Genomic DNA, 22,498 nt, shown 5'->3' with positions numbered 1-22,498 from the left:
TGACCGTGGAAGCAACTATTCCAAGTGCCGTCGTCGTCCTCGCGGCGGGTGCCGGCACGCGCATGAAATCCACAAAGCAAAAGACTTTGCACGAAATTGGCGGTCGCACGCTGCTTGGACACGCGCTGCACGCCGCGGCGGGAATCAATCCGGACCATCTCGTGACCGTCGTGGGCCACCAGCGCGAGCAGGTCTCACCCGTCGTAGAAAAGATTTCGAATGAGCTAGACCGTGAGATCGTGCAGGCCGTGCAGGATGAACAGCGCGGTACCGGCCATGCCGTGTCCTGCGGGATTTCCCCGATTTCTGATTTCGAAGGCACCATCATCGTTACCAATGGTGACGTGCCGCTTTTGACCCCAGAAACCATCGAGGGGCTGCGCGATACCCACACCGCTCAAGGCAATGCGGTCACGGTGTTATCCATGCGCCTTGCAGATCCCACCGGTTATGGCCGCATCATTCGCGACACGGATGGGTCTGTGTCCGCCATCGTGGAGCACAAGGATGCCACCGAAGAACAGCGCCTGGTTGATGAGGTCAATTCCGGTGTTTTCGCTTTCGATGCGGCAGCATTGCGCGATGCCCTGACCAAGCTTGATACCAATAATGCGCAGGGCGAGCTGTACATTACCGATGTCCTCGAAATCGCCCGCACCGCCGGGCATGGCGTGGGTGCGCACGTGGCCGCGGATCCACAGGAACTAGCCGGCGTCAATGACCGCGTGCAGCTGGCCGCTGCCGGCCGCGAGCTCAACCGCCGCATGGTGGAAAAGGCCATGCGCGGTGGCGCCACCATCGTCGATCCAGAGACCACCTGGATCGGCGTTAATGTCACCATCGGCACCGATGTCACCATCCACCCCGGCACTCAGCTATGGGGTGCGACGAGCATCGCCGATAATGCCGAGATCGGCCCGGATTCCACGTTGACGAATATGCAGATTGGTACAGGCGCTTCCGTGGTCCGCACACACGGCAGCGATTCCGTCATCGGCGTCAACGCCAAGATTGGGCCTTTTACCTTTATTCGCCCGAATACCATCGTGGGCGAAGACGGCAAGCTCGGCGGCTTCGTGGAGGCGAAAAATGCCGAGCTCGGCCGCGGTACCAAGGTGCCGCACCTTACCTATATTGGTGATGCCACCGTGGGCGAGGAATCCAATATCGGTGCGTCCTCTGTCTTCGTCAATTACGACGGTGTGAACAAGCACCACACCACCATTGGCAGCCACGTGCGCACCGGCTCGGATACGATGTTTATCGCTCCAGTCAATGTCGGTGATGGCGCGTACTCCGGTGCGGGTACAGTAATTAAAGACGATGTTCCCGCGGGAGCACTCGCAGTCTCCGGTGGCAAACAGCGCAATATCGAAGGCTGGGTTGAAAAGAAGCGTCCGGGCACCCCAGCGGCAGAAGCCGCAGCCCGTGCACAGGACAACGAAAAGTAAAGGGGCATATTCTCCTATGACTGGTAAGGTAACTGGTAGTAGCAAAAACATGAAGCTCTTTTCTGGGCGCGCACACCCAGAATTGGCAGAGGCAGTGGCAAAGGAACTTAACACCGATTTGGTTCCTACCACCGCCCGGGACTTCGCCAATGGCGAGATCTTCATCCGCTTCGAAGAATCCGTGCGCGGCGCTGACTGCTTCGTCATGCAATCGCATTCCCAGCCGCTCAATAAGTGGCTGATGGAACAGCTCATCATGATCGATGCGTTGAAGCGTGGTTCCGCCAAGCGCATCACCGCGATCTTGCCGTTCTACCCATATGCGCGTCAGGATAAAAAGCACTTGGGCCGCGAGCCCATCTCCGCCCGCCTGGTCGCAGATCTCCTGCAGGCAGCCGGTGCGGACCGCATCGTCTCGGTGGACCTACACACGGACCAGATTCAGGGCTTCTTCGACGGCCCAGTGGATCACATGCACGCCCAGCCCATCTTGACGGACTACATCAAGTCCAAGTACGCCACCGATAACATCGCCGTCGTCTCCCCCGATGCCGGCCGCGTGAAGGTCGCCGAAAAGTGGGCCCACGACCTGGGCGATGCCCCGCTGGCCTTCGTGCACAAGACCCGCTCGAATACCGAGGCCAATAAGACGGTCTCCAACCGCGTTGTGGGCGAAGTTGAGGGCAAGGACTGCGTGCTTCTCGATGACATGATTGACACCGGTGGCACCATCGCCGGCGCCGTGCGCGTGCTCAAGGAAGCGGGCGCAAAGAAGGTCATCATCGCCTGTACCCACGGCGTATTCTCTGACCCCGCCCGCGAGCGCCTGTCCGAGTGCGGTGCCGAGGAAGTCATCACCACCGATACCCTGCCGCAGTCCACCGAAGGCTGGTCCAACCTCAAGGTCCTGTCCATCGCCCCACTGCTGGCTCGAACCATCCACGAGATCTTCGAAAACGGTTCTGTAACTACCCTTTTCGACCGCGCATAAGCGTTCCACCGATCGCACTACACCTCACACCCCGCCCTTCGCGCTCACCGTGAACGGCGGGGTGTCGGTGTTTTCCATCCCCGTGAGCGCCAAGGGCGTCGCAGGTATACGCAAGCACTACCGCACTACCGCCTGCCGTTCTCCCCACCCTCCCCTCGCGCTCACCGCGCAACCCGAGCTACAGTCATACGCGCCGCCGGTGAGCGCGAAGGGCGCGACGGGCGGGACGGGCGCGAAGGAAGACTAACGGGGCGGGTTTTGGTTTCATCGACCGAGAGATGCTAATCTAACTCAGTCTCGGCGAGGGCGACTCAAAAATTGGGAAGCCGTTATCGACGCGATTGAAGTTAGAGCATGTTGCTTTTATTGACGCCTGCGATGACTCGTCCAAGACGTTCATCGGCAGGCTTTCGTCGTTTTTATAACTTCGATAGCCTCGCCGCACTACACCGACAAAGGAGATTGCATCATGGCAGAGCGCCCAATCATTAAAGCAGAACCACGTACCGTCTTTGGCAAGGGCTACGCCCGCCGCCTGCGCCGCGACTGGAAAGTTCCCGGCGTAATCTACGGTAGCGACCAGGAGCCAGTACACTTCGCAGTGCCCCTGCTGGACATCCAGTCCCTCGTTCGCAACAACGGTGTCAACGCCGTTTTGGAGCTCGAGATCGAGGGTGAGCAGTACCTGACCATGGTCAAGAACGTTGACCAGAACGTGCTCACCATGGACATCGACCACGTTGACCTGCTGCTGATTAAGCGCGGCGAGAAGGTCGAGGTTGAGGTTCCGATTACCCTGACCGGCGAGTCCGCACCGGGCACCATGCACATCCAGGACGCAGACGTCCTCATGGTTGAGGCTGACGTACTGAGCATTCCGGAAGAGATCGAGCTGTCCATCGAGGGCCTCGAGGACGGCGAGGTCATCACCGCCGCCGACATCACCATGCCGGAAGGCACTACCCTGGTGGCAGACCCAGAGACCGTTATCCTCTCCATCTCCCTGCCTGAGGTTGACGAGGAGCTCGAAGAGGCCGCTGAGGCTGCTGAGGAAGGCGGAGCCGACGCTGGTGCCGACTCCGTCGACGAAGAGGGCGAGTCCTCCAAATCCGACGATTCCGAGGAGTAATTTCTCACCCCCTCAAGCACACATCGCCGTGAGCATTGCTGCTCACGGCGATGTCGTGGTTTTATAGATGGTTTTATAAATCTTGTCCGGCAAGTTCACGAATTCTGGGCTTACTACTCAAGTTCATATTCAGTGCCGCATAGGTTTGTATTTCCAATAGAATTTCAATCTATGCGACAATAATGCAGTGACTCCACTACTCGTAGTAGGCCTTGGCAATCCTGGCCCGAAATATTCCGGCACGCGGCACAACATCGGCTTCGACGTTGCGGATGAGCTCGCCGGTGAATTAATGAGCAGCTTTTCGGTGCATAAGAAGACGAATACCGAGGTCGCGGAAGGAATGCTATCCGGCCGCAAGGTCATCTGCGCTAAACCACGGTCCTTTATGAACCTGTCTGGTGGGCCGATCAAGGCACTCGCCCAGTACTTCCATCTGGCACCCGCAGATATTGTGGTGGTGCACGATGAATTAGAGCTCGACTTCGGGACCGTGAAATTGCGCCAAGGCGGTGGCGATCACGGGCACAACGGTCTGCGCTCTACTACGAAGTCGCTCGGTACTAAGGACTATCAGCGTCTTTCCATCGGCATCGGAAGGCCGCCAGGCCGGATGGATCCGTCATCGTTTGTGCTCAAGCCGTGGTCCAAGCAAGAAAAGGTGGAGATCCCCAGCCTCTGCGCTGACGCGGTAGCAGAAATAAGGAGTGCGCTAGACTAGCTGGCATGAAATTGGCTACTCTTCGCACCGCGTTCGGCACCTCCGCAATCCGCATTGAAGGCGATAATGTGGGTGTGGAGCTGGACTACGAAGACGTAGGGGCGCTGCTGCGCAGCGAAGATTGGCGCAAGGCCGCACAACTATCTGGCGAGCCGATAGTCTTTGATCAGCATGATTTAGAAGCAGTCGTCCCAACGCCAGGAAAAATCATCTGCGTAGGACTTAATTACGCCAAGCATATCCGGGAAATGGGCCGCGACTTTCCCGAGCACCCCACGCTGTTTATCAAGTTCGCCGATGCCCTGACCGGCCCCTTCGATGACGTCTATATCCCCGAATACGCTACCCAGAAGCTGGACTATGAGGGTGAGCTTGCGGTGGTCATCGGCGAGCGCACGCACCGCGTAACCCGCGCGGATGCACTAGATTACGTGGCGGGGTATGCCATCATGAATGATTACACCCTGCGCGATTTTCAGCGCCAGACCAGCCAATTCCACGCAGGCAAGTCTTTTTACCGCACCGCAGGCTTTGGACCTTGGCTCACTACCCCTGATGAATGGGCGCCAGGTGGTAACGCGCGCCTTACCACCACGGTTAATGGCGAGGTGCGCCAGCAGGACAATACTGATGACCTCATCTTTTCCATCGCTGGCCTCATCGAATTCTGCTCGCAGCTCTATCCCCTCAACCCCGGTGATGTCATCGTGACCGGTACGCCCGAAGGCGTTGGTTTTGCCCGCGACCCGCAACAATTCCTCCAGGATGGCGATACGGTAGCCATCGACGTCGAAGGGCTCGGCCATATTTCTAATACCACTCGCTACGGCGAGCCCGGCCTCTAAGCCTGCTGCATATACCCCGCACAAGCTGTGGCTGGGTTCTCACTCCAACGAGGGCACACCAGTTTTCTAGATAGTGCCACCAAGCCGTTAAGCTGGAAGAATGAGCACCAAAAGCAGCACATCCCCTAAGAAGCTGAATAAGAAGGCCTACGAAAAAGAGCTCGAGCGGTTGCAAGCAGAGCTCGTCGATATGCAACAGTGGGTTGTTGAGACCGGCGCCCGCGTGGTCATCATCATGGAAGGCCGCGACGCCGCCGGCAAGGGTTCTGCCATTAAGCGCATCACGCAGTACCTCAACCCCCGCACCTGCCGCATCGAGGCGCTTCCGGCCCCGAACTCGCGCGAACAGGGCCAGTGGTATTTCCAGCGCTACGTAGAAAAGCTGCCCACCAAGGGCGAAATCGTCATCTTTGACCGCTCCTGGTACAACCGCGCCGGCGTTGAGCGCGTCATGGGCTTTTGCACCGACCAAGAATACGTCCGCTTCTTGCACCAGGCTCCCACCTTTGAGCAGATGCTTGTGGAAGACGGCATTATCCTGCGCAAATACTGGTTCTCTGTCTCTGATGAAGAGCAGATTAAGCGCTTTGAATCCCGCCGCAATGATCCGCTGCGCCGCTGGAAGCTCTCCCCCATGGATCTCCAATCCATTACTCGCTGGGAGGATTATTCCCGCGCCAAGGATGCCATGTTCATCCACACCGATACCCCGACCGCACCGTGGTACACCGTGGAGTCCGAGGATAAAAAGCGCTCGCGCATCAACGTCATTTCGCACTTGCTCAATACCATCCCTTACGAGAAGATCGAGCGCGAGCTGCCGGAGATCCCACACCGTCCCGATTCCGATGGCAAGACCTACGAGCGCCCAGACCGCGAAGAGTTCCGCTACGTACCGGATGTAGCTGCCAAGCTAGAGGCCTCGTCTACAAAGAAGGATAAGAAGAAAGGCAAGAAGAAGGACAAAAAGAAGTAGTCCCCCGAAGGCGTACTACTATGTCCTGCTATGAGCACTGACACCGTCGCCAAAGCACGCTTGGGAGATAAAATCCTCACCGCGGCGGCAGCGCTCATGGCGCTGTTTTATCTCATCGGGGCTTGGGCGGCTCCAGGAGCTATCGAGCTCATCCAAGCAGCGCTTTCGCTTTTATTCTTGCCCTTCATCTGGGTCTGGCGTACCAAACCGGTACTCAGCGCAGCCGGCTTTATCGTCCTCCTTGGTGCGTGGGCCGCGGCGTGGATAAGCCAGCTACCAGCGAACCTCGGGGTCACTCCATGGGCAATGACCGCGCCGATGGCCGTCTACGCTACCTCCCGCTACGTGGAACGCCGCTCAATTCCCCGCGCGGTGCTTACCGCCGCGTTCTTGGGTTCCTTTATATCGCCTGCGATGTGGCGCATTGACCCCGAGTCCTTTCTCTTATCTTTCCAGCTCGATCGCCGCTACATCACTTTGCTGGTGGTACATTGGGCGGTGCTCGGCAGCGCCTATTTCATCGCCGCACGCTATTTTGATTTGGATAGGCAACGCGAGCGCTTAGCCCAAGAACGGTTCCACCAAGCGCAGGAGGAAGAGCGCTTACTCATCGCGCGGGAATTGCACGATGTCTTGGCCCACTCCCTCACCCTGATCAAGGTCCAAGCTAATGCCGGGATTATCGCCGCGCGCACTGATACCACCGCCGCAGAGGACACTTTGAAGAGCATTCGCGATGGTGCGGATTCCGCGCTGGAGGAAGTGCGCGGCATCGTCACGGCGCTACGCAGCACGGGGCCTGCGGCTTTAGAACCCGCGCACCAGCTCGAGCACGTACAGGGCATCATCGACGGTTTTCGCACCGCTGGCCTGGAGGTTGACGCGGAATTGCCTGCCTCCTACGAGGTTTCCGCGCTGACTCAGCTGGCCCTGGTGCGCATTATTTCTGAAGGGCTGACCAATGCCCTGCGCCACCAAGGCCCCGGCACGCATGTGCAGCTAAAGCTCACGCTTTCCGATGCCGCACGGGTCACCCTCACCTCCACCGCTTCTTCCCCGACTCCCAGTGAGGTATCCGGCAGCGGCGTGGGTTTGGTGGGAGTTAAGGAACGCGCCCAAGCCTTGGGCGGGCACTTAACCAGCAGTGGCGATGCCCAGAAATTTACACTGGCTGCGGAACTACCATTACACAAGGACAACCATGCCTAAGATTCGCGTCATGCTTGCAGACGATCAAGCGATGCTCGTCGCTGCCTTATCGACCATCTTGAACGCGCAGGAAGATATTGAGGTGGTGGCTACCGCAGCCTCCGGAGGCGACGCCGTCTCCTTGGCACTTCGCCACCGCATTGATGTGGCCATTTTGGATATACGCATGCCTGGCATGGATGGAATCGCCGCAGCCCAAGCCATTCTCTCCCGCACCCCTGACTGCCGGATCATCATGCTCACCACGTTCAATGAAGAGGATCTGGTATCTCAATCTATTGCCGCGGGGGCGCATGGATTCTTGCTAAAAGATGCGGATCCAGAGGTGCTGGTAGAAGCCGTACGCGACGTTGCTAAGGGAGAGTCTGTCCTCGCCTCCCAGGTAACGGGCCCTGTTTTAGAGGGCTACCGCAAGGCGCTAACGCACAGCCAGCTTAGTCCGCACGAGCGCCAAGGACTTAGCCTAGTTACTCGGCGCGAGATGGAGGTTCTCTCGCTCATCGCGCGCGGTGCCACGAATCGCGAGATTGCCGGCCACATGTCTATCGCAGATACCACGGTAAAAACGCATGTCTCTGCGCTGATGTCCAAGCTAGCTGCACGCGACCGCGTGGCTTTGGTGCTGCTGGCGCACAAAGCTGGCATTGCTTAGCCTCCTACTGTGGTAGGACTACCCCGGCGCGAAGACCGTCTCGCAGGCGGAAGATTTCGATAGTTGCGCAGCTCATACTTTTGGTATGAGCTATGAGGTTGCTTTCGAACACATCACAAAGTCTTTTGGTTCCCAGGCAGTGCTGCGGGATATCAGTTTTCAGGTCTTACCTGGCCGCGTGCACGCTGTGCTCGGGAGAAATGGCGCCGGCAAGTCCACCTTGTTTTCCATTTTCCTCGGTCTGCTACCCGCCGATTCGGGAACGGTGCGCGTGGCCGGAAAACCATGGTCGCGGGAAGTTCTCGACCATGTTGGCGCCTCGGTTAACGGGCCGGCTTTCTATGGCCACCTGTCCGCCACGGATAACCTCCGCGTGCATACCCGTCTGCTCGGATTGCCCGATACTGAAATCGACCGTGTCTTGCACATTGCTGGTCTAGCCGGGGCTGGTTCTAAGAAGGCAAAGTCTTTTTCCACTGGGATGAAAGCCCGTTTGGCCTTAGCTCAGGCCTTGCTCGGCGATCCGGAAATCTTATTGCTAGATGAGCCGCAAAATGGACTCGATCCACAGGGCATCGCGGAGCTGCGAAAGCTCCTCCAGCAGCTCGCCGCCGCTGGCCATACCGTCGTGGTCAGCTCCCATCAACTCGGTGAGGTCCTTCACCTAGCCCACGACATCACTATCCTGTCCCAAGGCACCATCCGGTATTCCGGCTCCCTGCAGGAACTGGCCCCCAGCGGTGAACTGGAAGCCGAATTCTTCCGCCTGACTTCTGCAGATGGTGAGACCGATGAGTAACCAGTATCGACGGTATCTCTCAGCAGAACTATTGCGTTGCCGCGGCAGCGCCCTGCAGTGGTTACCCTTGCTCGCCCTGCCCCTAGTGATAATGACGGTATTCTTTTCTGCGTTCGCCTCCTCCGCTGAGGACGCTACCGGGGTTCTTGGCTGGCAGTCCATGTTTATCACCGGGATGTACGCGCCGCTCATTGCGCTTTTTGCTGGCGTTCCAGAGCGCCGCGAGGTGCTCAGCCGCGGCGGCGGCACCCTATGGCGCCGGATTCATCCTCGCTACGAGCACGCCTCCCGTTTCTTCATCGTCGTGGCAAGCCTCGCAGTCTTTCACCTTCTTAATTTCGGTCTGTCCTGGGCTGCGGTTGCAGCGCAAGGGCGTGCAGACCACCAGCTGCTTCTCATCACTGGGGCTTATTCTTTCCTCGGAGCCATCGGCATCGCAGGGCTTGCGACCGCATGCGCCCGCAGGCTGGGCTTTGCCGTCACGCTTATCCTCGCGGTTATCTGGCAGGTCATTAGTGTGCTTCCTCGCGTTGTCGAAGGGCAGCTATGGTGGGCCTTCCCACCCGCGTGGCCGCTGCGGTTACTGTTGCCTGCGCTACGTATCCACCAAAATTCGGTTCCGCTCGATCCTGGCGATCCACTCCTGCTGGAAAGTCCGCTTCCTGCACTGGCGTTATGCCTCATCCTCGCTGTAGCGGGGGCTTTGACCGCGACTATGACGCCTCGGCGAGTACGTCCGCTTTCCCGACGCCGCCGCGTGGCGATATCCACGGTCAGTACCGTCGCCACTCCGGCTCAGGGATGGCAGCCTGCGGCTGTCCCTCGTGCCGCTGCCCGCTCGCGCCGTGCCGATGCGCTGCGTGGCTTTCACCGGGCCATAATGACGCCAGTGGTCATTACGTGCTTGGTATTAAGCGCCTTAGCGCTGATCTTTATTGCCCTTATCTATCCACCACGTTATGTGCAGGGATTCTACGTATTTTTGCTTCTCCCTGTGGGTGCCGGTGTACTTCCTGTACTGGTCTGGCCGGGGTTCTCGGGCGCGTGGCCGATTGTTTATACAGAATCTCGCCACTGCTCTACTGCCCTTCTCCTGTGGTTACTGGGCATCATCGCAGCGGTGTGCACTTGTGCTTCGGTCGCGATTATCTTTGCCGGTGAAACCACCCTAGCTGTGCTCGCCCAACTGCCGCTGGCCATCGGCGTCGGGTACGTCCTCGCGGCGGTGTCGCTCATCGTCATCATCCGCTTTGGTATCTGGAGTTCGCTTGCTCTCACCATCATCGGCACCATTGTCTCCGTGACGGTAGGCGGCGATGTCCTCGCGAAGACTATCCTTTGGCTCATTGCCTTCCCAGCCTGGCCGATGAATGCGGATTCTCCCGACCGCTACGCCGCTGCGGCAATGATGACTCTGCTTTTCGCCGCCATTACTTCTTGGGCCGCCAAGCGGTTGCTGCGCACACGGGCACTTCGCCCCACCGCTTAAATAACTAAGGCCCGCAGGGACTCCGCGGGCCTTAAACTATGCAAGCTTAAAGCTCAGAGGGAGATACGCGCTTGGGCAGGACCACCGGGCGGGCATTAGAAAGCCCCTCCACCACGCGGATGACCTGGTTGGAGTAACCGAACTCGTTGTCGTACCAGACGTAGAGCACCAGGTGCTTGCCGGAAGCGATGGTGGCGATGCCATCGACGATGCCGGCATTAGTATTGCCCACGAAGTCGCTAGAGACGACCTCTGGGGAGGCGATGTAGGAAATCTGCTGGCGCAGATCAGAGTGCAGGGAGACGTTACGCAAGAAGTCATTGACCTCATCGCGGTCGACCTCTTGCTCCAGCTCCAAGTTAAGCACCGCCATGGACACATCCGGGGTAGGAACGCGGATGGCGTTACCGGTCAGCTTGCCTTCGAACTCCGGCAGAGCCTTGGCCACAGCCTTGGCGGCACCGGTGGCGGCAAGCACCATGTTCAGGCCAGCGGCGCGGCCGCGGCGCTCGCCCTTGTGGTAGTTATCAATGAGGTTTTGGTCATTGGTAAACGAGTGCGCGGTTTCCACGTGGCCGTGGGCCACGCCGTAGCGGTCATTGATCACCTTGAGCACCGGGGTAATGCCGTTGGTGGTGCACGATGCGGCGGAGAGGATCTTATCGTCATCGGTAATGGCGGAATCGTTGATGCCAAAGACGATGTTTTTGATATCGCCCTTGCCCGGCGCGGTCAGCAGCACGCGGGCCACGCCCTTGGCCTCTAGGTGCTGGGACAGGCCTTCCTTATCGCGCCAAACACCGGTGTTATCCACCAGCACGGCGTTGTTGATGCCGTATTCGGTGTAATCGATCGTGGCTGGGTCGTTGGCGTAGATCATCTGGATCTTGGTGCCATTGGCCCAGATAACCTGTTCTTCCTCGTCCACGCTGATGGTGCCGTTGAAGGCGCCGTGGACGGAATCGCGGCGCAGGAGGCTGGCGCGCTTGATAATGTCCCCTTCGCCCTTATTGCGCACCACAATCGCGCGCAGGCGCACGCCGCCGTAAGCGGCCTCGCGGGCAACAAGGATGCGGGCAAGGAGGCGGCCGATGCGGCCAAAGCCGTACAGCACGACATCGGTTGGGTCGATATCCTCGCCGGCACCGACGATTTCCGTGAGTTCATCTTCGAGGTAGCGGCGCAGGTCTTCTTCGCCTGACTCTTCAAAGCCCAGGAGGAGGCGTCCGACGTCGATGGACGCGGAGCTTAGGTTCATATCCGCTAACTCGGACAGGATGGGCAGGGTTTCTGCCGTGGAGAGCTGGCGCTGGGCAATGCGGCGTCCGTAGCGGTGGGACTTGATGATGTCGATATCGGTCTGCCCCACCAGCGGGCGGCCGAAGATGGTGGCGACGACGTTGTTATTGCGGTGCAGTTGGTGGATGAGGGGAATCATCTGTTGCGCCAATTCGAGGCGCTCGTTCCAGTCATCATGTCCAATATGTGCGTTCGCAGTCACGAGGCTCCATCCATTTCTATTTCGGGGGTGGCTAGAAATCTTCGCCCCAAATTTTAGCGTGTATCAGTGTTTGTTTTGGCATAGGGAGTCCAGAATGTCTGCGACACTACCCCCGCGGATTTTGGCGGCCGGCTCACCTACGAGGCAGTAGGCTACGGCGTCATCGTGCTGCGCTCGGCGTTCCTTGAGCACGGAATTAAGCATGGGATATACCGGAGGTACATCGGGGTGGGCGCGGGTGTAGTCGGTCTCTAAACCGCGGGCATGGCGCCCCGAAAAGGCGCGGGTGGAGACGGTGGCCCCGCCGCGCTGGAGAAGCTTACGGTTGTAGTCACTGGTTCCGGCTTCTTTACTCAGCAAAAAGGCAGAGCCGCACGACGCGGCGGCCACGCCGGGCAGGCTTAAAACCTGGGTTACCTCTCCTGCCGTGCGCAACCCGCCTGCGGCAATCAGCGAGATGTTTGGTGCGACCGTGTGGACGGCTTCGTGGACGGCGGCGATGAGATCTGGCAGAGGTCGATCATCGGGAAGCGCGGTGCGGTCCCACGTGCCGCGGTGCCCGCCGGCATAAGGGCCCTGTACGCACAGCGCGTCCACTCCCAGTTTGGCGGCGGCGCGGGCCTCATCGGGTGTGGTGACGGTGGTCCAAGCCTCGGCACCCGCGGCGTGGATGCGGGCAAGCTGCGCTGCATCAAAGGTGCCGAACATGGACCACACGACGCGCGCGCCGCCCTGCAACGCCAGCTCGAGCTTGTCGCGGAAGCCGAAGGAATAATCGGGATCCGGTAGCGAGGTGCCTTCGGCCGCGGCCAGGTCCGCGGCGGCGGCCAACTGCTCAGGAGTTAACGGATCCTGCGGGCAAAACAGGTTCGCCCCAAAGGGGATGCCGGCGCAGGCATCAATCTGGCTGCGGGCAGAATCCACGCTGGCAGACCCAAGCCCCAAGGTGCCAAAGGAGCCCGCCGCATGCGCGGCGCGCACCAGATCCACGGTGGTAGGCCCGCCCGCCATGGGCGCTGGCATTACGGTTCGGCGCAAAGATTGAATAACCTTGCTCATAGGAAACCACTGTACCAAGCTAGAAAGGCGCATTCGTGGCAGCTTTGACAGATATTATTGCCCGGATTTTCGGCGGTCCCTCGCCAGCGCAGCAGGGGCTGGATCCGTCCGAGTTAGAGGCAGACTGGCTCATTGTTGGCCTGGGCAATCCCGGCGCGAAGTACGCCGCCACGCGCCATAACGTGGGCTATATGGCCGTCGATGATGTGCTTGCCCAAGGCGGCGACGTGCTCGAGCCGGTGCGCGGGATGGACCTCGAGGTGGCCCCGCTGCGCTGGGGTGATACCCGCGCGCTGGCGGTGCGCACGACGACGTTTATGAACCTCTCCGGCGATCCGATTGCCCCGCTGGCGCAGGCTTTGGGCATTGCGGCAGACCACATCATCGTCATCCACGATGAGCTCGATCTGCCGGCCAATAAGATTCGTCTGAAGCAGGGTGGTAATGAAAATGGGCACAACGGGCTGAAGTCGCTCACGCACAACCTGGGCACGCGGGACTATGTGCGCGTGCGCATTGGCATCGCGCGCCCGCCCAAGGGCTCGTCGGTTCCGGATTATGTCTTAGCGCCTGTCGATGCCGGCCCCGGCTTCGATACCGCCATCGCCACCGCCGCCGAAGCTGCCCAGCTCATCGCCACGCAAGGGCTCGTACAAGCCCAAAACCGCATTCACTCACGCTAGGACTGGGAAAATTTCTCCAGCGCCTGCGGGCTGCCGGCGGCGACGATGAAGTCAGTTGGGGCGAGCTGGGTGGCATCGGCAAGCGGGGCCCAAGCACCCTCTGCCTGGCAGACCGAGACCAACTGCACGTGGTAGGTGCGCCAAACCTCGCCCAGATCGAGCGGGCGGCCTGTGACCGAGGAGGGCGCGGCCATCTGCGTCACGCCGTAGTACGGGGCGATCTCAGCAAAGTCGCGGAAGCGCCCGCCCAAGAGGTAGGCCACGCGGCGGCCTGTGTCCCGCTCCGGGCGGATGACGTGGTGGGCGCCAATCTGGCGCAGGATGCGCTCGTGGGCCTCCGAATTCGCCTTGGCCCAAATATCCTTGACCCCCAGCTCCACCAGGTTAGACACAGTGAGGATGGAGGCCTCCAGGTGCGAGCCAATGCCCACGATGACCCGCTCCACCTCGTCGATGCCCAGCTGGCGCAACGCCGCCGGATCGGTGGTATCGGCCGAGATGGCCTCGGTTAAATGCGGCGCTCGTTCGCGCACGATTTTCTCATCGGAATCGATACCGAGAACCTCTACCCCATGGCCCATGAGCTCGCTTGCCAGGGAACAACCAAACCGCCCCAAGCCAATGACGACGACCGGGGCGATGTCGAGGGTGGCGCGGGAGCGGCCCAACGCCTTAAAAATGCTAGCCAATGAAGGGCCTTTCTTCGGGGTAGCTGTAGCGGCGGCTTAAATTCTTTGCCGCCAGCGCTGCTACCAGGGTGGTTGGGCCAACGCGGCCCAGGTACATGATGAAGCACAGCACGATTTGTGAGGGTGCGGACAAGCTGGCGGTAATCCCAGTGGATAGGCCCACTGTGGCGAAGGCGGACATGACCTCGAAGGAGACCTGATCGCCGCTAAATTGCGGATCGAAAAAGCGCAGCGCCGCCACACCGAGGGTCACCACCAGCACGCCGGCGAAGCTCAATGCTAGCGCCTGCCGGGTAACGCTGTGGGGAAGGCTGCGGTGGTAGATCGAGGTCTTTTCCTTGCCCAAGAACTCCGCGGCCATGACGGCTAGCAGCACGCACGCGGTGGTGACCTTGATGCCGCCGGCGGTACCGGCAGAGCCGCCGCCGATGAACATCAACGTATCGGTGCCCATGAGCGTTACCGGGTGAACCTCACCGTAGTCGAAGGTATTAAATCCGGCCGTGCGCGGGGAGACGCTGGCAAAGAACGCGTTGAGGATTTTCTCGCCCCACGACATCGGCGCCAGCACGCCATTCCACTCCGTCAAAGCGAAAAATATCGTGCCGACTACAAGTAGCACGCCGGTGGCCGCCAAGGTCATGCGCGCCGTGATAGAAATGCGGCGCGTCGCCTCCGACCCGCGACGCACGTGGCGCACCAATTCCGCCCAGACCGGAAAACCCAGCCCGCCGCCGATGACCGCCCCGGCCAGCGGCAAGAGGATCCAGGCATCGCCCACAAAGGGCACGAGATTATCGCTATTGGTGCTAAACCCAGCGTTATTAAAGGCCGAGATGGCGTGGAAGATGCCCTCCCATAACGCCCGCGGGAAGGAATGCCCGTAGCCCACCATAAGCCGCGCGGTGACCGCCGCGGCGATAATGCTTTCTACCACCGCGGTAAAGGCGAAGGTAAAAATCAGGGTGCGGCGGATGCCACCGGCGAGGATGGGCCGGCTTTCATAGGCGCCGGTCTTGCGGGCCTTAAAACTAATCCGGCCGGTCAAAAGCAGGCCGGATAGCGAGGCCAGCGACATAATCCCCAAACCACCCAGTTGGATCAGGGCCAAGATGACGACCTGCCCGGCCGGGCTCCAGAAGCTGCCGGTATCGACCACGACCAGGCCGGTCAGTGAGACCGCGGAGGTCGCGGTAAAAAGGGCAGATAAAAACGAGGCGCGGGAATCTCCGGCCTCGGCGAACGGCAGTAAGAGCAGAACCGTTCCTATCAAGATGAGCAGTAGAAACCCGGTGGCGGTTAGCCGCGCTGGTCCCCACTGCCGCAGAAAAAGCAGGCGCTTCACAAGCCGGAAGTATAGACCTGTCCAGCCCCAAGCGGAACTGCTAGGCGGCCCCCAGTGGACAAATATCACGAACGAATGTCGCGGACGGATATCACGTCCGCGGCTAAAATCGGGCCTATGACTTCGCCGTACTCCGCAGCTAGGACCATCGTGATTACCGGGGCATCGTCAGGCATTGGTGCCGCGGCCGCCCGGCAAATTCACCGCACCCGCCCGCAGGATAACCTCGTCATCATCGGCCGCAATCCGGACAAGACCAAGGCCGTTGCTCAGGAAGTAGGCGGGCAGTATTTCCTCGCCGATTTCGAATCGCTGGCCCAGGTCCGCCAGCTGGCCGATGATCTGCAACAACTGGAGCGCATCGATGCCTTGGGCAATAATGGCGGCGGCATTTTCGATGGCCCCACCATGACCGCCGATGGTTTCGAGCGCACGTGGCAAGTCAACGTCGTCGCGCCGTTCCTGCTGACGTCGCTGCTGCAAGAAAAGCTGCGCGATAGTAACGCCACCGTGGTCAACACGGCGTCGTTAGCTAATATGCTGATCTCGAATTTCGATCCGGCAGATCCCAATACGCTGGAGCATTTCAGCCCAGAGCGCGCATACGGCAATGCCAAGCTGGCGGATATCTTGCTCGCCAGGTTTATCGATGCCCACGGCATCAACGCGGTGTCCTTTCACCCGGGCGTTTTAGCCACCGAGTTTGGCAAGTCCTCCAAGGGGCTTACGGGCAAGGTGTACTCCGGGGTCATCGGCAAAGCCTTTGGCACCGCAGAGGCCGGCGGCGAGAACTTGGCCTACTTCCTCACCGGCACCGAGGGCATCCATTTCCAGTCCGGGGAATATTACAATAATAGGCGTTCGCTGGGCCTGCAGCGCCCGATTGCGAAGAACACCTCCGTGGCCCACCGCGTCTTTGAGGATCTGGGCCGCCGCCTCAATGTGGAGTGGTAGCGCGCAAGCACTAGACTATGGCGCATGAGTTCTGTCGCTTTTGAGGCCTCGCGCCGCCGCACGTTCGCCGTTATCGCCCACCCGGATGCCGGTAAGTCCACGCTGACGGAGGCGCTGGCGCTGCACGCGCACGTGATTAATGAGGCCGGCGCGGTCCACGGCAAGGGCAACCGCAAGTCCACCGTGTCTGACTGGATGGACATGGAGAAAAACCGCGGTATCTCCGTGGCCTCGTCCGCGCTGCAGTTTGAATACGCCCCAGAGGGACACGAGGGCGAGCCTTATATGATCAACCTGGTTGATACCCCAGGTCACGCGGACTTTTCGGAGGATACCTACCGCGTGCTTACCGCGGTAGATGCCGCAGTGATGCTTATCGATGCCGCCAAGGGCCTCGAGCCACAGACCCTCAAGCTCTTCCGCGTCTGTAAGGCGCGCGGGCTGCCCATCGTCACGGTGATCAACAAGTGGGACCGCGTGGGCCGCGAGCCGCTCGAGCTCGTTGATGAGATCGTGAACGAAATCCAGCTGCAGCCCACCCCGCTGTACTGGCCAGTGGGCATCGCGGGCGATTTCCGCGGCCTAGCCCACATCAACGACGACGGCGAGGCCGATAATTACATCCACTTCATCCGCACCGCTGGTGGTTCCACCATCGCACCGGAGGAACACTACGATCCGGCGGCTGCAGAAGAAAAGGAAGAGGATGTGTGGGAAACCACGGTGGAAGAAGCCGAGCTGCTTGCAGCCGATGGCGCCCTGCACGATCAAGAGCTCTTTGAGCAGTGCGTGACTTCCCCACTCATCTTCGCCTCGGCCATGTTGAACTTCGGCGTCCACCAAATCCTGGATACCCTGTGCGCTATCGCCCCGGCCCCGCATTCCCGCGAATCCGATCCCAAGGCCGTGGAAGCGGCCACCAGCGCCATCGATGAGGTGCGCGAGGTCGCCGATGACTTTTCCGGCGTCGTCTTCAAGGTGCAGGCGGGCATGGACCAAAAGCACCGCGATAACCTGGCGTTTATGCGCGTGGTCTCCGGCGAATTCGAGCGCGGCATGCAGGTCAACCACGCCCAATCCGGGCGCAGCTTTTCCACCAAGTATGCGCTGACGGTCTTTGGCCGCACCCGCGATACCGTGGATACCGCTTACCCGGGCGATATCGTTGGCCTCGTCAACGCGGGCGCGCTGGCGCCCGGCGACACCATCTACTCCGGCAAAAAGGTGCAGTTTAAGCCCATGCCCCAATTCGCCCCGGAGGCCTTCCGCATCCTGCGCGCGAAATCGCTGGGCAAGTACAAGGCCTTCCGCAAGGGCTTGGAGCAGCTCTCGGCCGAGGGCGTGGTGCAGATCCTGCGCAACGATGAGCGCGGCGATGCCTCCCCGGTCATGGCTGCGGTCGGCCCCATGCAGTTCGAGGTCATGCAGGCCCGCATGGAATTCGAGTACAACGTCGAAACCGTCACCGAGCCCATCCCCTACTCCGTGGCGCGGCGCACCGATGCCGAATCCGCACCGGAGCTCGGCCGCCAGCGCGGCGTGGAGATCTTCACCCGCCAGGACGGCGAGCTCATCGCCCTCTTTGGCGATAAATGGAAGCTCGCCTTCATTGAAAAGGAACACCCAGAGCTCACCATGGAGACGTTGGTCGCGGATTAATAGAGCGGCTGCCCCGTCAGAGCAGCATGACGGGGATGACCAGGATCTTCATGAACTGCGCCACCACAATGGTGGAGGCATAGCCGGTAAGGATGCGGGAATCCGAGCTGGCGCCCGTGGCGTAATTGACCACCGCAGGCTGGCCAAAAAGCCCGGAAATGCCGCCTGAGGTGCGGGTTTCGGATTGCCCCATAAAGCGGCTGGCCACCGCGAAAATCCCGATGATGATAACGGCGATGATCGCGGCCAGCACCATGGACTTTAGCCCCATCCAGGAAAAGGCGGTGGAGACAAAGGCCTCTCCGGAGGACAGGCCCACCGAGGCCAAGAAGATGGCAAGGCCCCACTGCTGGAATGCCGTATTGATCGGGGAGGGAATCTGCCACGGAATGCGGCTGGTGCGGTGCAGGGCGCCAAGGACTAGGCCGGTGATGAGTGGGCCCAGCGCGAAACCGAGCTCGAAGGACGCGCCACCGGGCAGCGGGACGACGATGAGCGAAATGAGGTAGCCAATGGTCAGCCCACCGCCGAGTGCTACCCAGTTAAGCTGCGAGTATGCGGTCACGGAATCGCCAAAGTAATCGCGGACATCGCCCAGGCGGTCATGCTTGACCACGATCTCTAGGTCATCGCCAGATTCCAAGTGAGTCTCGTTGGTGGCAAGGAATTCCTCATCGCCGCGGCGCACCCGCACGATACGCGCGCCGTAGCGCGAAAAGAGGTTGAGCTCCTTGACCTTACGGCCCTCGATATCCCCGTTGGAGATGGCCACGGTCTCATTGACCAGGCGCTTATCCACAAACGGGGTTTGGGGCTGGCGCTTTCCCAGGGCATCGGTAAGCTCCTTGGCCTTTGCCTTGGTCACCAGTACGCGCAGGACATCACCGCGGTGCAGCTCCGGATTATCGCCTGGCACGTCGATATCGCGGCCGCGGCGGATGGTGGCAATGATGAAATGATCCGCGAATTTCTCGCGCAGCTCAGCATAGGAAATATCGCGGGTAACCTTAATCATCCGCGAGCGGAAAATCTTCTCCGCCGAGTGGTCTTGGTCGTTCTGTGCGGGCCAGCTATGCCGCAGGACGAATGCCACAAGGAGGATGGCCACGGCCACGCCGACCGGGTAAGCCAAGGAGTATCCCACGGCGGGCAGTTCCTCGCCGGATTGCTGCTGGGCCACGGCGAGCGATGCCGTGGACGTCGTCGCGCCAGAGAATACGCCGGTTACCGCCAGTGGCGATAGCCCCATGAGGCTGCCGATGCCCAGCGCTGCGGCCGCCGCGGCTATTACCGCCACCGTGGCGAGCAGCATGTGTTTTAGCTGGGTGGAAAAGCCCTTGAAGAAGGCCTCGCCGGCAGAGAGCCCCTGCATATAGATAAAGAGGCCCAAGCCCAGCTCCTGCAAGGAACTGAGGATATTGTCATCCAGATCAATAAAGGATCCGAAGGCTAAGCCGACAAAAAGGGTACCCGCCGCGCCGAAGCGCAGCGGGCCAAAGGGAATCATGCCAAGTAGCGTGCCGAGCACGATCATGAAGAAGATGCTCAGCCAAATATGGCCATCAAAAATCGCTAACACGCTGTGCAATCTTAGGAGCTTGGCGCGATTTAGCTAGCTGATAATGCTTGGCGCTTTGCACCGAATACCGCCATTAGTGCAGCGCACACGGTTATTATTCCTGATGCCGCCAAGAACCAGGAGGGCGATCTCACACCACCGTGCAGAGGTGAGCTAGTCCAGCAGGAATTCCTTCCACTTTGGCCACTCGGCATGGGTTTGTGCCTTGCCTGCCTGGTAATTCGCGCGCAGCTTATCCACGTTGCGTTCGGTGGAGGCCACCTGCATGTCTTCTGGGAAAAACAGCTGCGCCTTGCCCTGGCGCTCTAACTCGAGGAGCCGGTCCTTGGCCGCGTTATAGATGGGTGGGCGGCCAATGAGGGCATCGGCAATAGCGGGGTACTTGCGGAAGATGCGGCGGGTGATCGCCGGGCGCGCAACCTCAGGGCGGACATACCCGCGCGGCTTGGAGCCGATAAAGAGGAATTTCTCGTAGCCGGCTTCTTCCGCCTGCTCGATGGTAATGCCGCCGGATGAGCCCAGGGCACCGTCCACATAGGGTGAGCCACCGATGACGCGGATCGGCATAAGCAGCGGCAGCGTGGACGAGGCGCGCACCCGCACGTACAAGTCCTCTGGTTCCTTCACGTCCTCGCGGGTCCAATACACGGATTCGCCGGTATCGGCCCGCGCGGCGGCGAGCACCATATCCGCTGGGTGCTTGCGGTACGCGTCCCAGTCAAACGGCATATCTTTATCCGCGGAGCGCTCATAGATATATTCCGCGTTGAAATAGCCATTGCCGCGCACCAGCGAGCCCACGCCACCGAAGCTGGGGTTATTGACAAAATCCGTGAAGGATTCCTCCGCGCGCTTGGCATCGTGCGAGAGGTAATTGACCGTGTGGGAGGCGCCAGCTGAGACCCCGCCTACCCATCCAAAGGTGACGTTTTCCTGGATGAGTTTGACTATGCAGGCGGCGGTATAGGAATTGCGCATCCCGCCGCCTTCGATCACGAGGGCGGTGTTGCTGGCATCAATCATGGTCTCCCATAGTACGCGCGGCGATGTTACAGCGGTCAACCCGCTACCTGGCTGCGCGGCTAGACTTAAGGGCTATGGGATTATTGGATGCTCTTGCCAAGCTCACCGGGAATGGGGCGCCGCAGTTGGCGCGGCCCGATTCCGCGGCGACGACCGTGCAGGTGGACCGGCTGGATATTAGGACCGCCGGCCAGCTCATCATCATTATCACCGGCCGGCAGGGCGCGCGGGCCCTTGATGAGCTCGCCGCCTCGCGCGAGTCCGCGACCCTCATCTCCCCCACCACCACGGCGCATTTCCCCGCCGTGAAGACGGACGTGCTGCCGGTCAAAGACCCCAAGCACGGCTGGATCATCCCCATCACGCCAACGCTGGCGGGCGCGCTTTCCCAGGCCGAGCTTGCGGGTGCTCCGCTTGCCGATGCCCCAGCTTCCAGCGAGTACGAGCTATCCCCCAGCCTCGCGGTGGTGGTGGAATAATGCCCATCTATTCCTTTCAAGGCAAGCGCCCGCGCATCCACCGCAGCGCCTGGATCGCGCCGAATGCCACGATCATTGGTGACGTGGAAATCGGCCCGGATTCTTCCGTGTTTTATGGCTGCGTGCTGCGCGGTGATGTCGGCCCCATCCGTATTGGCAGCCGGTGCAATATTCAGGACAATAGCGTTGTCCACGTGGAGCGGGCGGCGCCGTGCGTCCTTGAAGACGATGTCACGGTAGGCCACATGGCCATGCTCCACGGCACCCATGTGGGCGCTGGCAGCCTGGTGGGCATGTCCGCTACCCTACTGTCTCACTCCACCATCGGGCCCGGTTCGCTCATCGCCGCCGGCGCGGTGGTGCGCGAGGGCGCGGATATCCCGGCGCGTTCCTTGGCCGCCGGCGTCCCGGCTACCGTGCGCCGCGCGCTTTCCGCCGAGCAATCCGCGGCGTTTATCCCGCACGCCGCGCGCTACGTGGACATAGCTAAGCAGCAATCCGGCACCGAACTGACGCTGGATGATGTTTACTTTGACTAGCGCATCCTTATAGGTTCACGACACCCATGATGATGAGGAAGGCGGCGACGACATAGCCGCTGATGAGCGCGACCCGCGTGCTGTTTTCGCGCGCCGCCGCAAAGACTCGGCCCGCAGCTGAGTCTGGGTGGGCGCGCACCACGGCAATAAAGAGTCCGCACACCACCGGCAGGGAAAGAGCCAGGGTGGCGTACCACAGCAGGCCGCCGTATTGGGCGGCGAGCGACAGATCCTCGGTGGCCAAGAACATAAGGCCGAAATAAAACGGCACGGAGGTCAGCGATTGGACCACGCCCATCACAAAGCCGATGAGCACGGTGACGAAAGAGGGCGTGCGCAGCGGCTGCAGCATGCGCCCGATCAAGGCATTGGGTTTTCCTTGGGAATGCCAGGCGGCGAAGGCCAGGGCGATACCGACGATGATGAGGATGCCGCCGGCAATCGGTGACTCCAAGATGGCCGCGATCTGCTCGCGCACGCCCAACAGGACGAACATGACCACGGCAGCGGCGGTAAGAACTCCCAACCAATCGCCCAGGATGACCAGGCCTGCGATCCAGCGGTACTTCCCGCGCGGGAGCATGATGCCGATGGCCACAAGGATGCCAATGAGCAAGGCATTGACCGAATCCAAGAGGGCGAAACTTACCGCGTGAATCATGCGCGATAGTCTACCTATCCTTCCCGCCACCCTGTGCTCTCTGGCCGCGCGTGGGTTATAGGTCA

Annotated in this window: 22 protein-coding genes; 15 read left to right on the top strand and 7 right to left on the bottom strand. The window is 60.5% G+C overall.

The annotated features are described in order from the left end of the window. The first annotated feature begins 5 nt into the window (after positions 1–5). The 10 genes from glmU (at position 6) to ACLI1O_RS04160 (ending at position 10,262) form a co-directional block, all read left to right on the top strand. Positions 6–1,451, top strand: a complete 1,446-nt coding sequence (gene glmU / locus ACLI1O_RS04205) for a bifunctional UDP-N-acetylglucosamine diphosphorylase/glucosamine-1-phosphate N-acetyltransferase GlmU (protein WP_284771799.1) — start codon at positions 6–8, stop codon at positions 1,449–1,451. A gap of 16 nt (positions 1,452–1,467) precedes the next feature. Further along, positions 1,468–2,442, top strand: coding sequence for a ribose-phosphate diphosphokinase (locus ACLI1O_RS04200; RefSeq protein ID WP_005279993.1), 975 nt, complete (start codon positions 1,468–1,470; stop codon positions 2,440–2,442). A gap of 469 nt (positions 2,443–2,911) precedes the next feature. Continuing rightward, positions 2,912–3,571, top strand: a complete 660-nt coding sequence (locus tag ACLI1O_RS04195) for a 50S ribosomal protein L25/general stress protein Ctc (protein ID WP_239269139.1) — start codon at positions 2,912–2,914, stop codon at positions 3,569–3,571. A 187-nt stretch (positions 3,572–3,758) separates the two neighbouring features. Continuing rightward, on the top strand, positions 3,759–4,292 hold the full coding sequence (gene pth / locus ACLI1O_RS04190; RefSeq protein ID WP_239269140.1) for an aminoacyl-tRNA hydrolase: 534 nt from the start codon (positions 3,759–3,761) through the stop codon (positions 4,290–4,292). A 5-nt stretch (positions 4,293–4,297) separates the two neighbouring features. Continuing rightward, the gene (locus ACLI1O_RS04185) at positions 4,298–5,137 is read left to right on the top strand and encodes a fumarylacetoacetate hydrolase family protein (protein ID WP_302518755.1); all 840 of its coding nucleotides are present in this window, start codon (positions 4,298–4,300) and stop codon (positions 5,135–5,137) included. Positions 5,138–5,237: 100 nt separating this feature from the next. Then, positions 5,238–6,113 (top strand): polyphosphate kinase 2, encoded by an 876-nt coding sequence (ppk2, locus tag ACLI1O_RS04180; protein ID WP_239269142.1) that lies wholly within the window; start codon positions 5,238–5,240, stop codon positions 6,111–6,113. 30 nt (positions 6,114–6,143) lie between these two features. Then, positions 6,144–7,322 (top strand): sensor histidine kinase, encoded by a 1,179-nt coding sequence (locus ACLI1O_RS04175; RefSeq protein WP_239269143.1) that lies wholly within the window; start codon positions 6,144–6,146, stop codon positions 7,320–7,322. Further along, positions 7,315–7,974 (top strand): response regulator transcription factor, encoded by a 660-nt coding sequence (locus tag ACLI1O_RS04170; RefSeq protein WP_239269144.1) that lies wholly within the window; start codon positions 7,315–7,317, stop codon positions 7,972–7,974. Before ACLI1O_RS04175 ends, ACLI1O_RS04170 begins: the two co-directional genes overlap by 8 nt. An 85-nt stretch (positions 7,975–8,059) precedes the next feature. Further along, positions 8,060–8,773: an ATP-binding cassette domain-containing protein gene (locus ACLI1O_RS04165; RefSeq protein ID WP_239269145.1), complete on the top strand. Its 714-nt coding sequence runs from the start codon at positions 8,060–8,062 to the stop codon at positions 8,771–8,773. Between the two features lie 91 nt (positions 8,774–8,864). Continuing rightward, on the top strand, positions 8,865–10,262 hold the full coding sequence (locus ACLI1O_RS04160) for a hypothetical protein (RefSeq protein ID WP_284869790.1): 1,398 nt from the start codon (positions 8,865–8,867) through the stop codon (positions 10,260–10,262). A gap of 46 nt (positions 10,263–10,308) precedes the next feature. Here ACLI1O_RS04160 and ACLI1O_RS04155 read toward each other — a convergent pair whose 3' ends face one another. Both ACLI1O_RS04155 and ACLI1O_RS04150 read right to left on the bottom strand, forming a co-directional pair. Continuing rightward, a complete protein-coding gene (locus tag ACLI1O_RS04155; RefSeq protein WP_239269147.1) occupies positions 10,309–11,763 on the bottom strand; it encodes a glyceraldehyde-3-phosphate dehydrogenase in 1,455 nt (484 codons plus the stop codon). A gap of 63 nt (positions 11,764–11,826) precedes the next feature. Continuing rightward, a complete protein-coding gene (locus ACLI1O_RS04150) occupies positions 11,827–12,822 on the bottom strand; it encodes a nitronate monooxygenase (protein ID WP_239269148.1) in 996 nt (331 codons plus the stop codon). Between the two features lie 35 nt (positions 12,823–12,857). Here ACLI1O_RS04150 and pth (ACLI1O_RS04145) point away from each other — a divergent pair, with 35 nt between their 5' ends. After that, positions 12,858–13,505: an aminoacyl-tRNA hydrolase gene (gene pth / locus ACLI1O_RS04145; protein WP_239269149.1), complete on the top strand. Its 648-nt coding sequence runs from the start codon at positions 12,858–12,860 to the stop codon at positions 13,503–13,505. Here pth (ACLI1O_RS04145) and ACLI1O_RS04140 read toward each other — a convergent pair. Then, positions 13,502–14,194, bottom strand: a complete 693-nt coding sequence (locus ACLI1O_RS04140) for a potassium channel family protein (protein WP_239269150.1) — start codon at positions 14,192–14,194, stop codon at positions 13,502–13,504. The genes pth (ACLI1O_RS04145) and ACLI1O_RS04140 overlap by 4 nt on opposite strands. Continuing rightward, on the bottom strand, positions 14,187–15,539 hold the full coding sequence (locus tag ACLI1O_RS04135; protein WP_239269151.1) for a TrkH family potassium uptake protein: 1,353 nt from the start codon (positions 15,537–15,539) through the stop codon (positions 14,187–14,189). Before ACLI1O_RS04135 ends, ACLI1O_RS04140 begins: the two co-directional genes overlap by 8 nt. Positions 15,540–15,656: 117 nt before the next feature. On the opposite strand from ACLI1O_RS04135, the gene ACLI1O_RS04130 reads away from it, so the two are divergent. Together ACLI1O_RS04130 and ACLI1O_RS04125 are read left to right on the top strand one after the other, a co-directional pair. After that, the gene (locus ACLI1O_RS04130; RefSeq protein WP_239269152.1) at positions 15,657–16,493 is read left to right on the top strand and encodes an SDR family NAD(P)-dependent oxidoreductase; all 837 of its coding nucleotides are present in this window, start codon (positions 15,657–15,659) and stop codon (positions 16,491–16,493) included. Positions 16,494–16,517: 24 nt separating this feature from the next. Continuing rightward, a complete protein-coding gene (locus tag ACLI1O_RS04125) occupies positions 16,518–18,152 on the top strand; it encodes a peptide chain release factor 3 (RefSeq protein ID WP_239269153.1) in 1,635 nt (544 codons plus the stop codon). A gap of 16 nt (positions 18,153–18,168) precedes the next feature. Here ACLI1O_RS04125 and ACLI1O_RS04120 read toward each other — a convergent pair whose 3' ends face one another. After that, the gene (locus ACLI1O_RS04120; protein WP_239269154.1) at positions 18,169–19,731 is read right to left on the bottom strand and encodes a TrkA C-terminal domain-containing protein; all 1,563 of its coding nucleotides are present in this window, start codon (positions 19,729–19,731) and stop codon (positions 18,169–18,171) included. Between the two features lie 153 nt (positions 19,732–19,884). Continuing rightward, positions 19,885–20,754 (bottom strand): patatin family protein, encoded by an 870-nt coding sequence (locus ACLI1O_RS04115; RefSeq protein ID WP_239269155.1) that lies wholly within the window; start codon positions 20,752–20,754, stop codon positions 19,885–19,887. Between the two features lie 74 nt (positions 20,755–20,828). Here ACLI1O_RS04115 and ACLI1O_RS04110 point away from each other — a divergent pair, with 74 nt between their 5' ends. Together ACLI1O_RS04110 and ACLI1O_RS04105 are read left to right on the top strand one after the other, a co-directional pair. Continuing rightward, a complete protein-coding gene (locus tag ACLI1O_RS04110) occupies positions 20,829–21,233 on the top strand; it encodes a hypothetical protein (protein WP_239269156.1) in 405 nt (134 codons plus the stop codon). Then, positions 21,233–21,772 (top strand): gamma carbonic anhydrase family protein, encoded by a 540-nt coding sequence (locus ACLI1O_RS04105; protein ID WP_239269157.1) that lies wholly within the window; start codon positions 21,233–21,235, stop codon positions 21,770–21,772. The genes ACLI1O_RS04110 and ACLI1O_RS04105 overlap by 1 nt, the downstream gene beginning before the upstream one ends. Positions 21,773–21,779: 7 nt before the next feature. Here the strand turns inward: ACLI1O_RS04105 and ACLI1O_RS04100 are convergent, their stop codons facing one another. Further along, on the bottom strand, positions 21,780–22,433 hold the full coding sequence (locus ACLI1O_RS04100) for a hypothetical protein (protein WP_239269158.1): 654 nt from the start codon (positions 22,431–22,433) through the stop codon (positions 21,780–21,782). Between the last annotated feature and the right edge of the window lie 65 nt (positions 22,434–22,498).

The sequence above is a fragment of the Corynebacterium sp. LaCa78 genome, assembly GCF_046717505.1.
Classification (GTDB): domain Bacteria; phylum Actinomycetota; class Actinomycetes; order Mycobacteriales; family Mycobacteriaceae; genus Corynebacterium.
This window is presented reverse-complemented; position numbering and strand designations above follow the sequence as displayed.

Bases quoted from the DNA above. Each gene is read 5' to 3' on its own strand.
- ppk2 (WP_239269142.1), top strand. From the start codon at position 5,238: ATGAGCACCAAAAGCAGCACATCCCCTAAGAAGCTGAATAAGAAGGCC.
- ACLI1O_RS04105 (WP_239269157.1), top strand. From the start codon at position 21,233: ATGCCCATCTATTCCTTTCAAGGCAAGCGCCCGCGCATCCACCGCAGC.
- ACLI1O_RS04175 (WP_239269143.1), top strand. From the start codon at position 6,144: ATGAGCACTGACACCGTCGCCAAAGCACGCTTGGGAGATAAAATCCTC.
- ACLI1O_RS04115 (WP_239269155.1), bottom strand. From the start codon at position 20,754: ATGATTGATGCCAGCAACACCGCCCTCGTGATCGAAGGCGGCGGGATG.
- ACLI1O_RS04130 (WP_239269152.1), top strand. From the start codon at position 15,657: ATGACTTCGCCGTACTCCGCAGCTAGGACCATCGTGATTACCGGGGCA.
- ACLI1O_RS04195 (WP_239269139.1), top strand. From the start codon at position 2,912: ATGGCAGAGCGCCCAATCATTAAAGCAGAACCACGTACCGTCTTTGGC.
- ACLI1O_RS04200 (WP_005279993.1), top strand. From the start codon at position 1,468: ATGACTGGTAAGGTAACTGGTAGTAGCAAAAACATGAAGCTCTTTTCT.
- ACLI1O_RS04125 (WP_239269153.1), top strand. From the start codon at position 16,518: ATGAGTTCTGTCGCTTTTGAGGCCTCGCGCCGCCGCACGTTCGCCGTT.
- ACLI1O_RS04150 (WP_239269148.1), bottom strand. From the start codon at position 12,822: ATGAGCAAGGTTATTCAATCTTTGCGCCGAACCGTAATGCCAGCGCCC.
- ACLI1O_RS04100 (WP_239269158.1), bottom strand. From the start codon at position 22,433: ATGATTCACGCGGTAAGTTTCGCCCTCTTGGATTCGGTCAATGCCTTG.
- ACLI1O_RS04170 (WP_239269144.1), top strand. From the start codon at position 7,315: ATGCCTAAGATTCGCGTCATGCTTGCAGACGATCAAGCGATGCTCGTC.
- ACLI1O_RS04110 (WP_239269156.1), top strand. From the start codon at position 20,829: ATGGGATTATTGGATGCTCTTGCCAAGCTCACCGGGAATGGGGCGCCG.
- ACLI1O_RS04185 (WP_302518755.1), top strand. From the start codon at position 4,298: ATGAAATTGGCTACTCTTCGCACCGCGTTCGGCACCTCCGCAATCCGC.
- ACLI1O_RS04160 (WP_284869790.1), top strand. From the start codon at position 8,865: ATGACGGTATTCTTTTCTGCGTTCGCCTCCTCCGCTGAGGACGCTACC.
- ACLI1O_RS04165 (WP_239269145.1), top strand. From the start codon at position 8,060: ATGAGCTATGAGGTTGCTTTCGAACACATCACAAAGTCTTTTGGTTCC.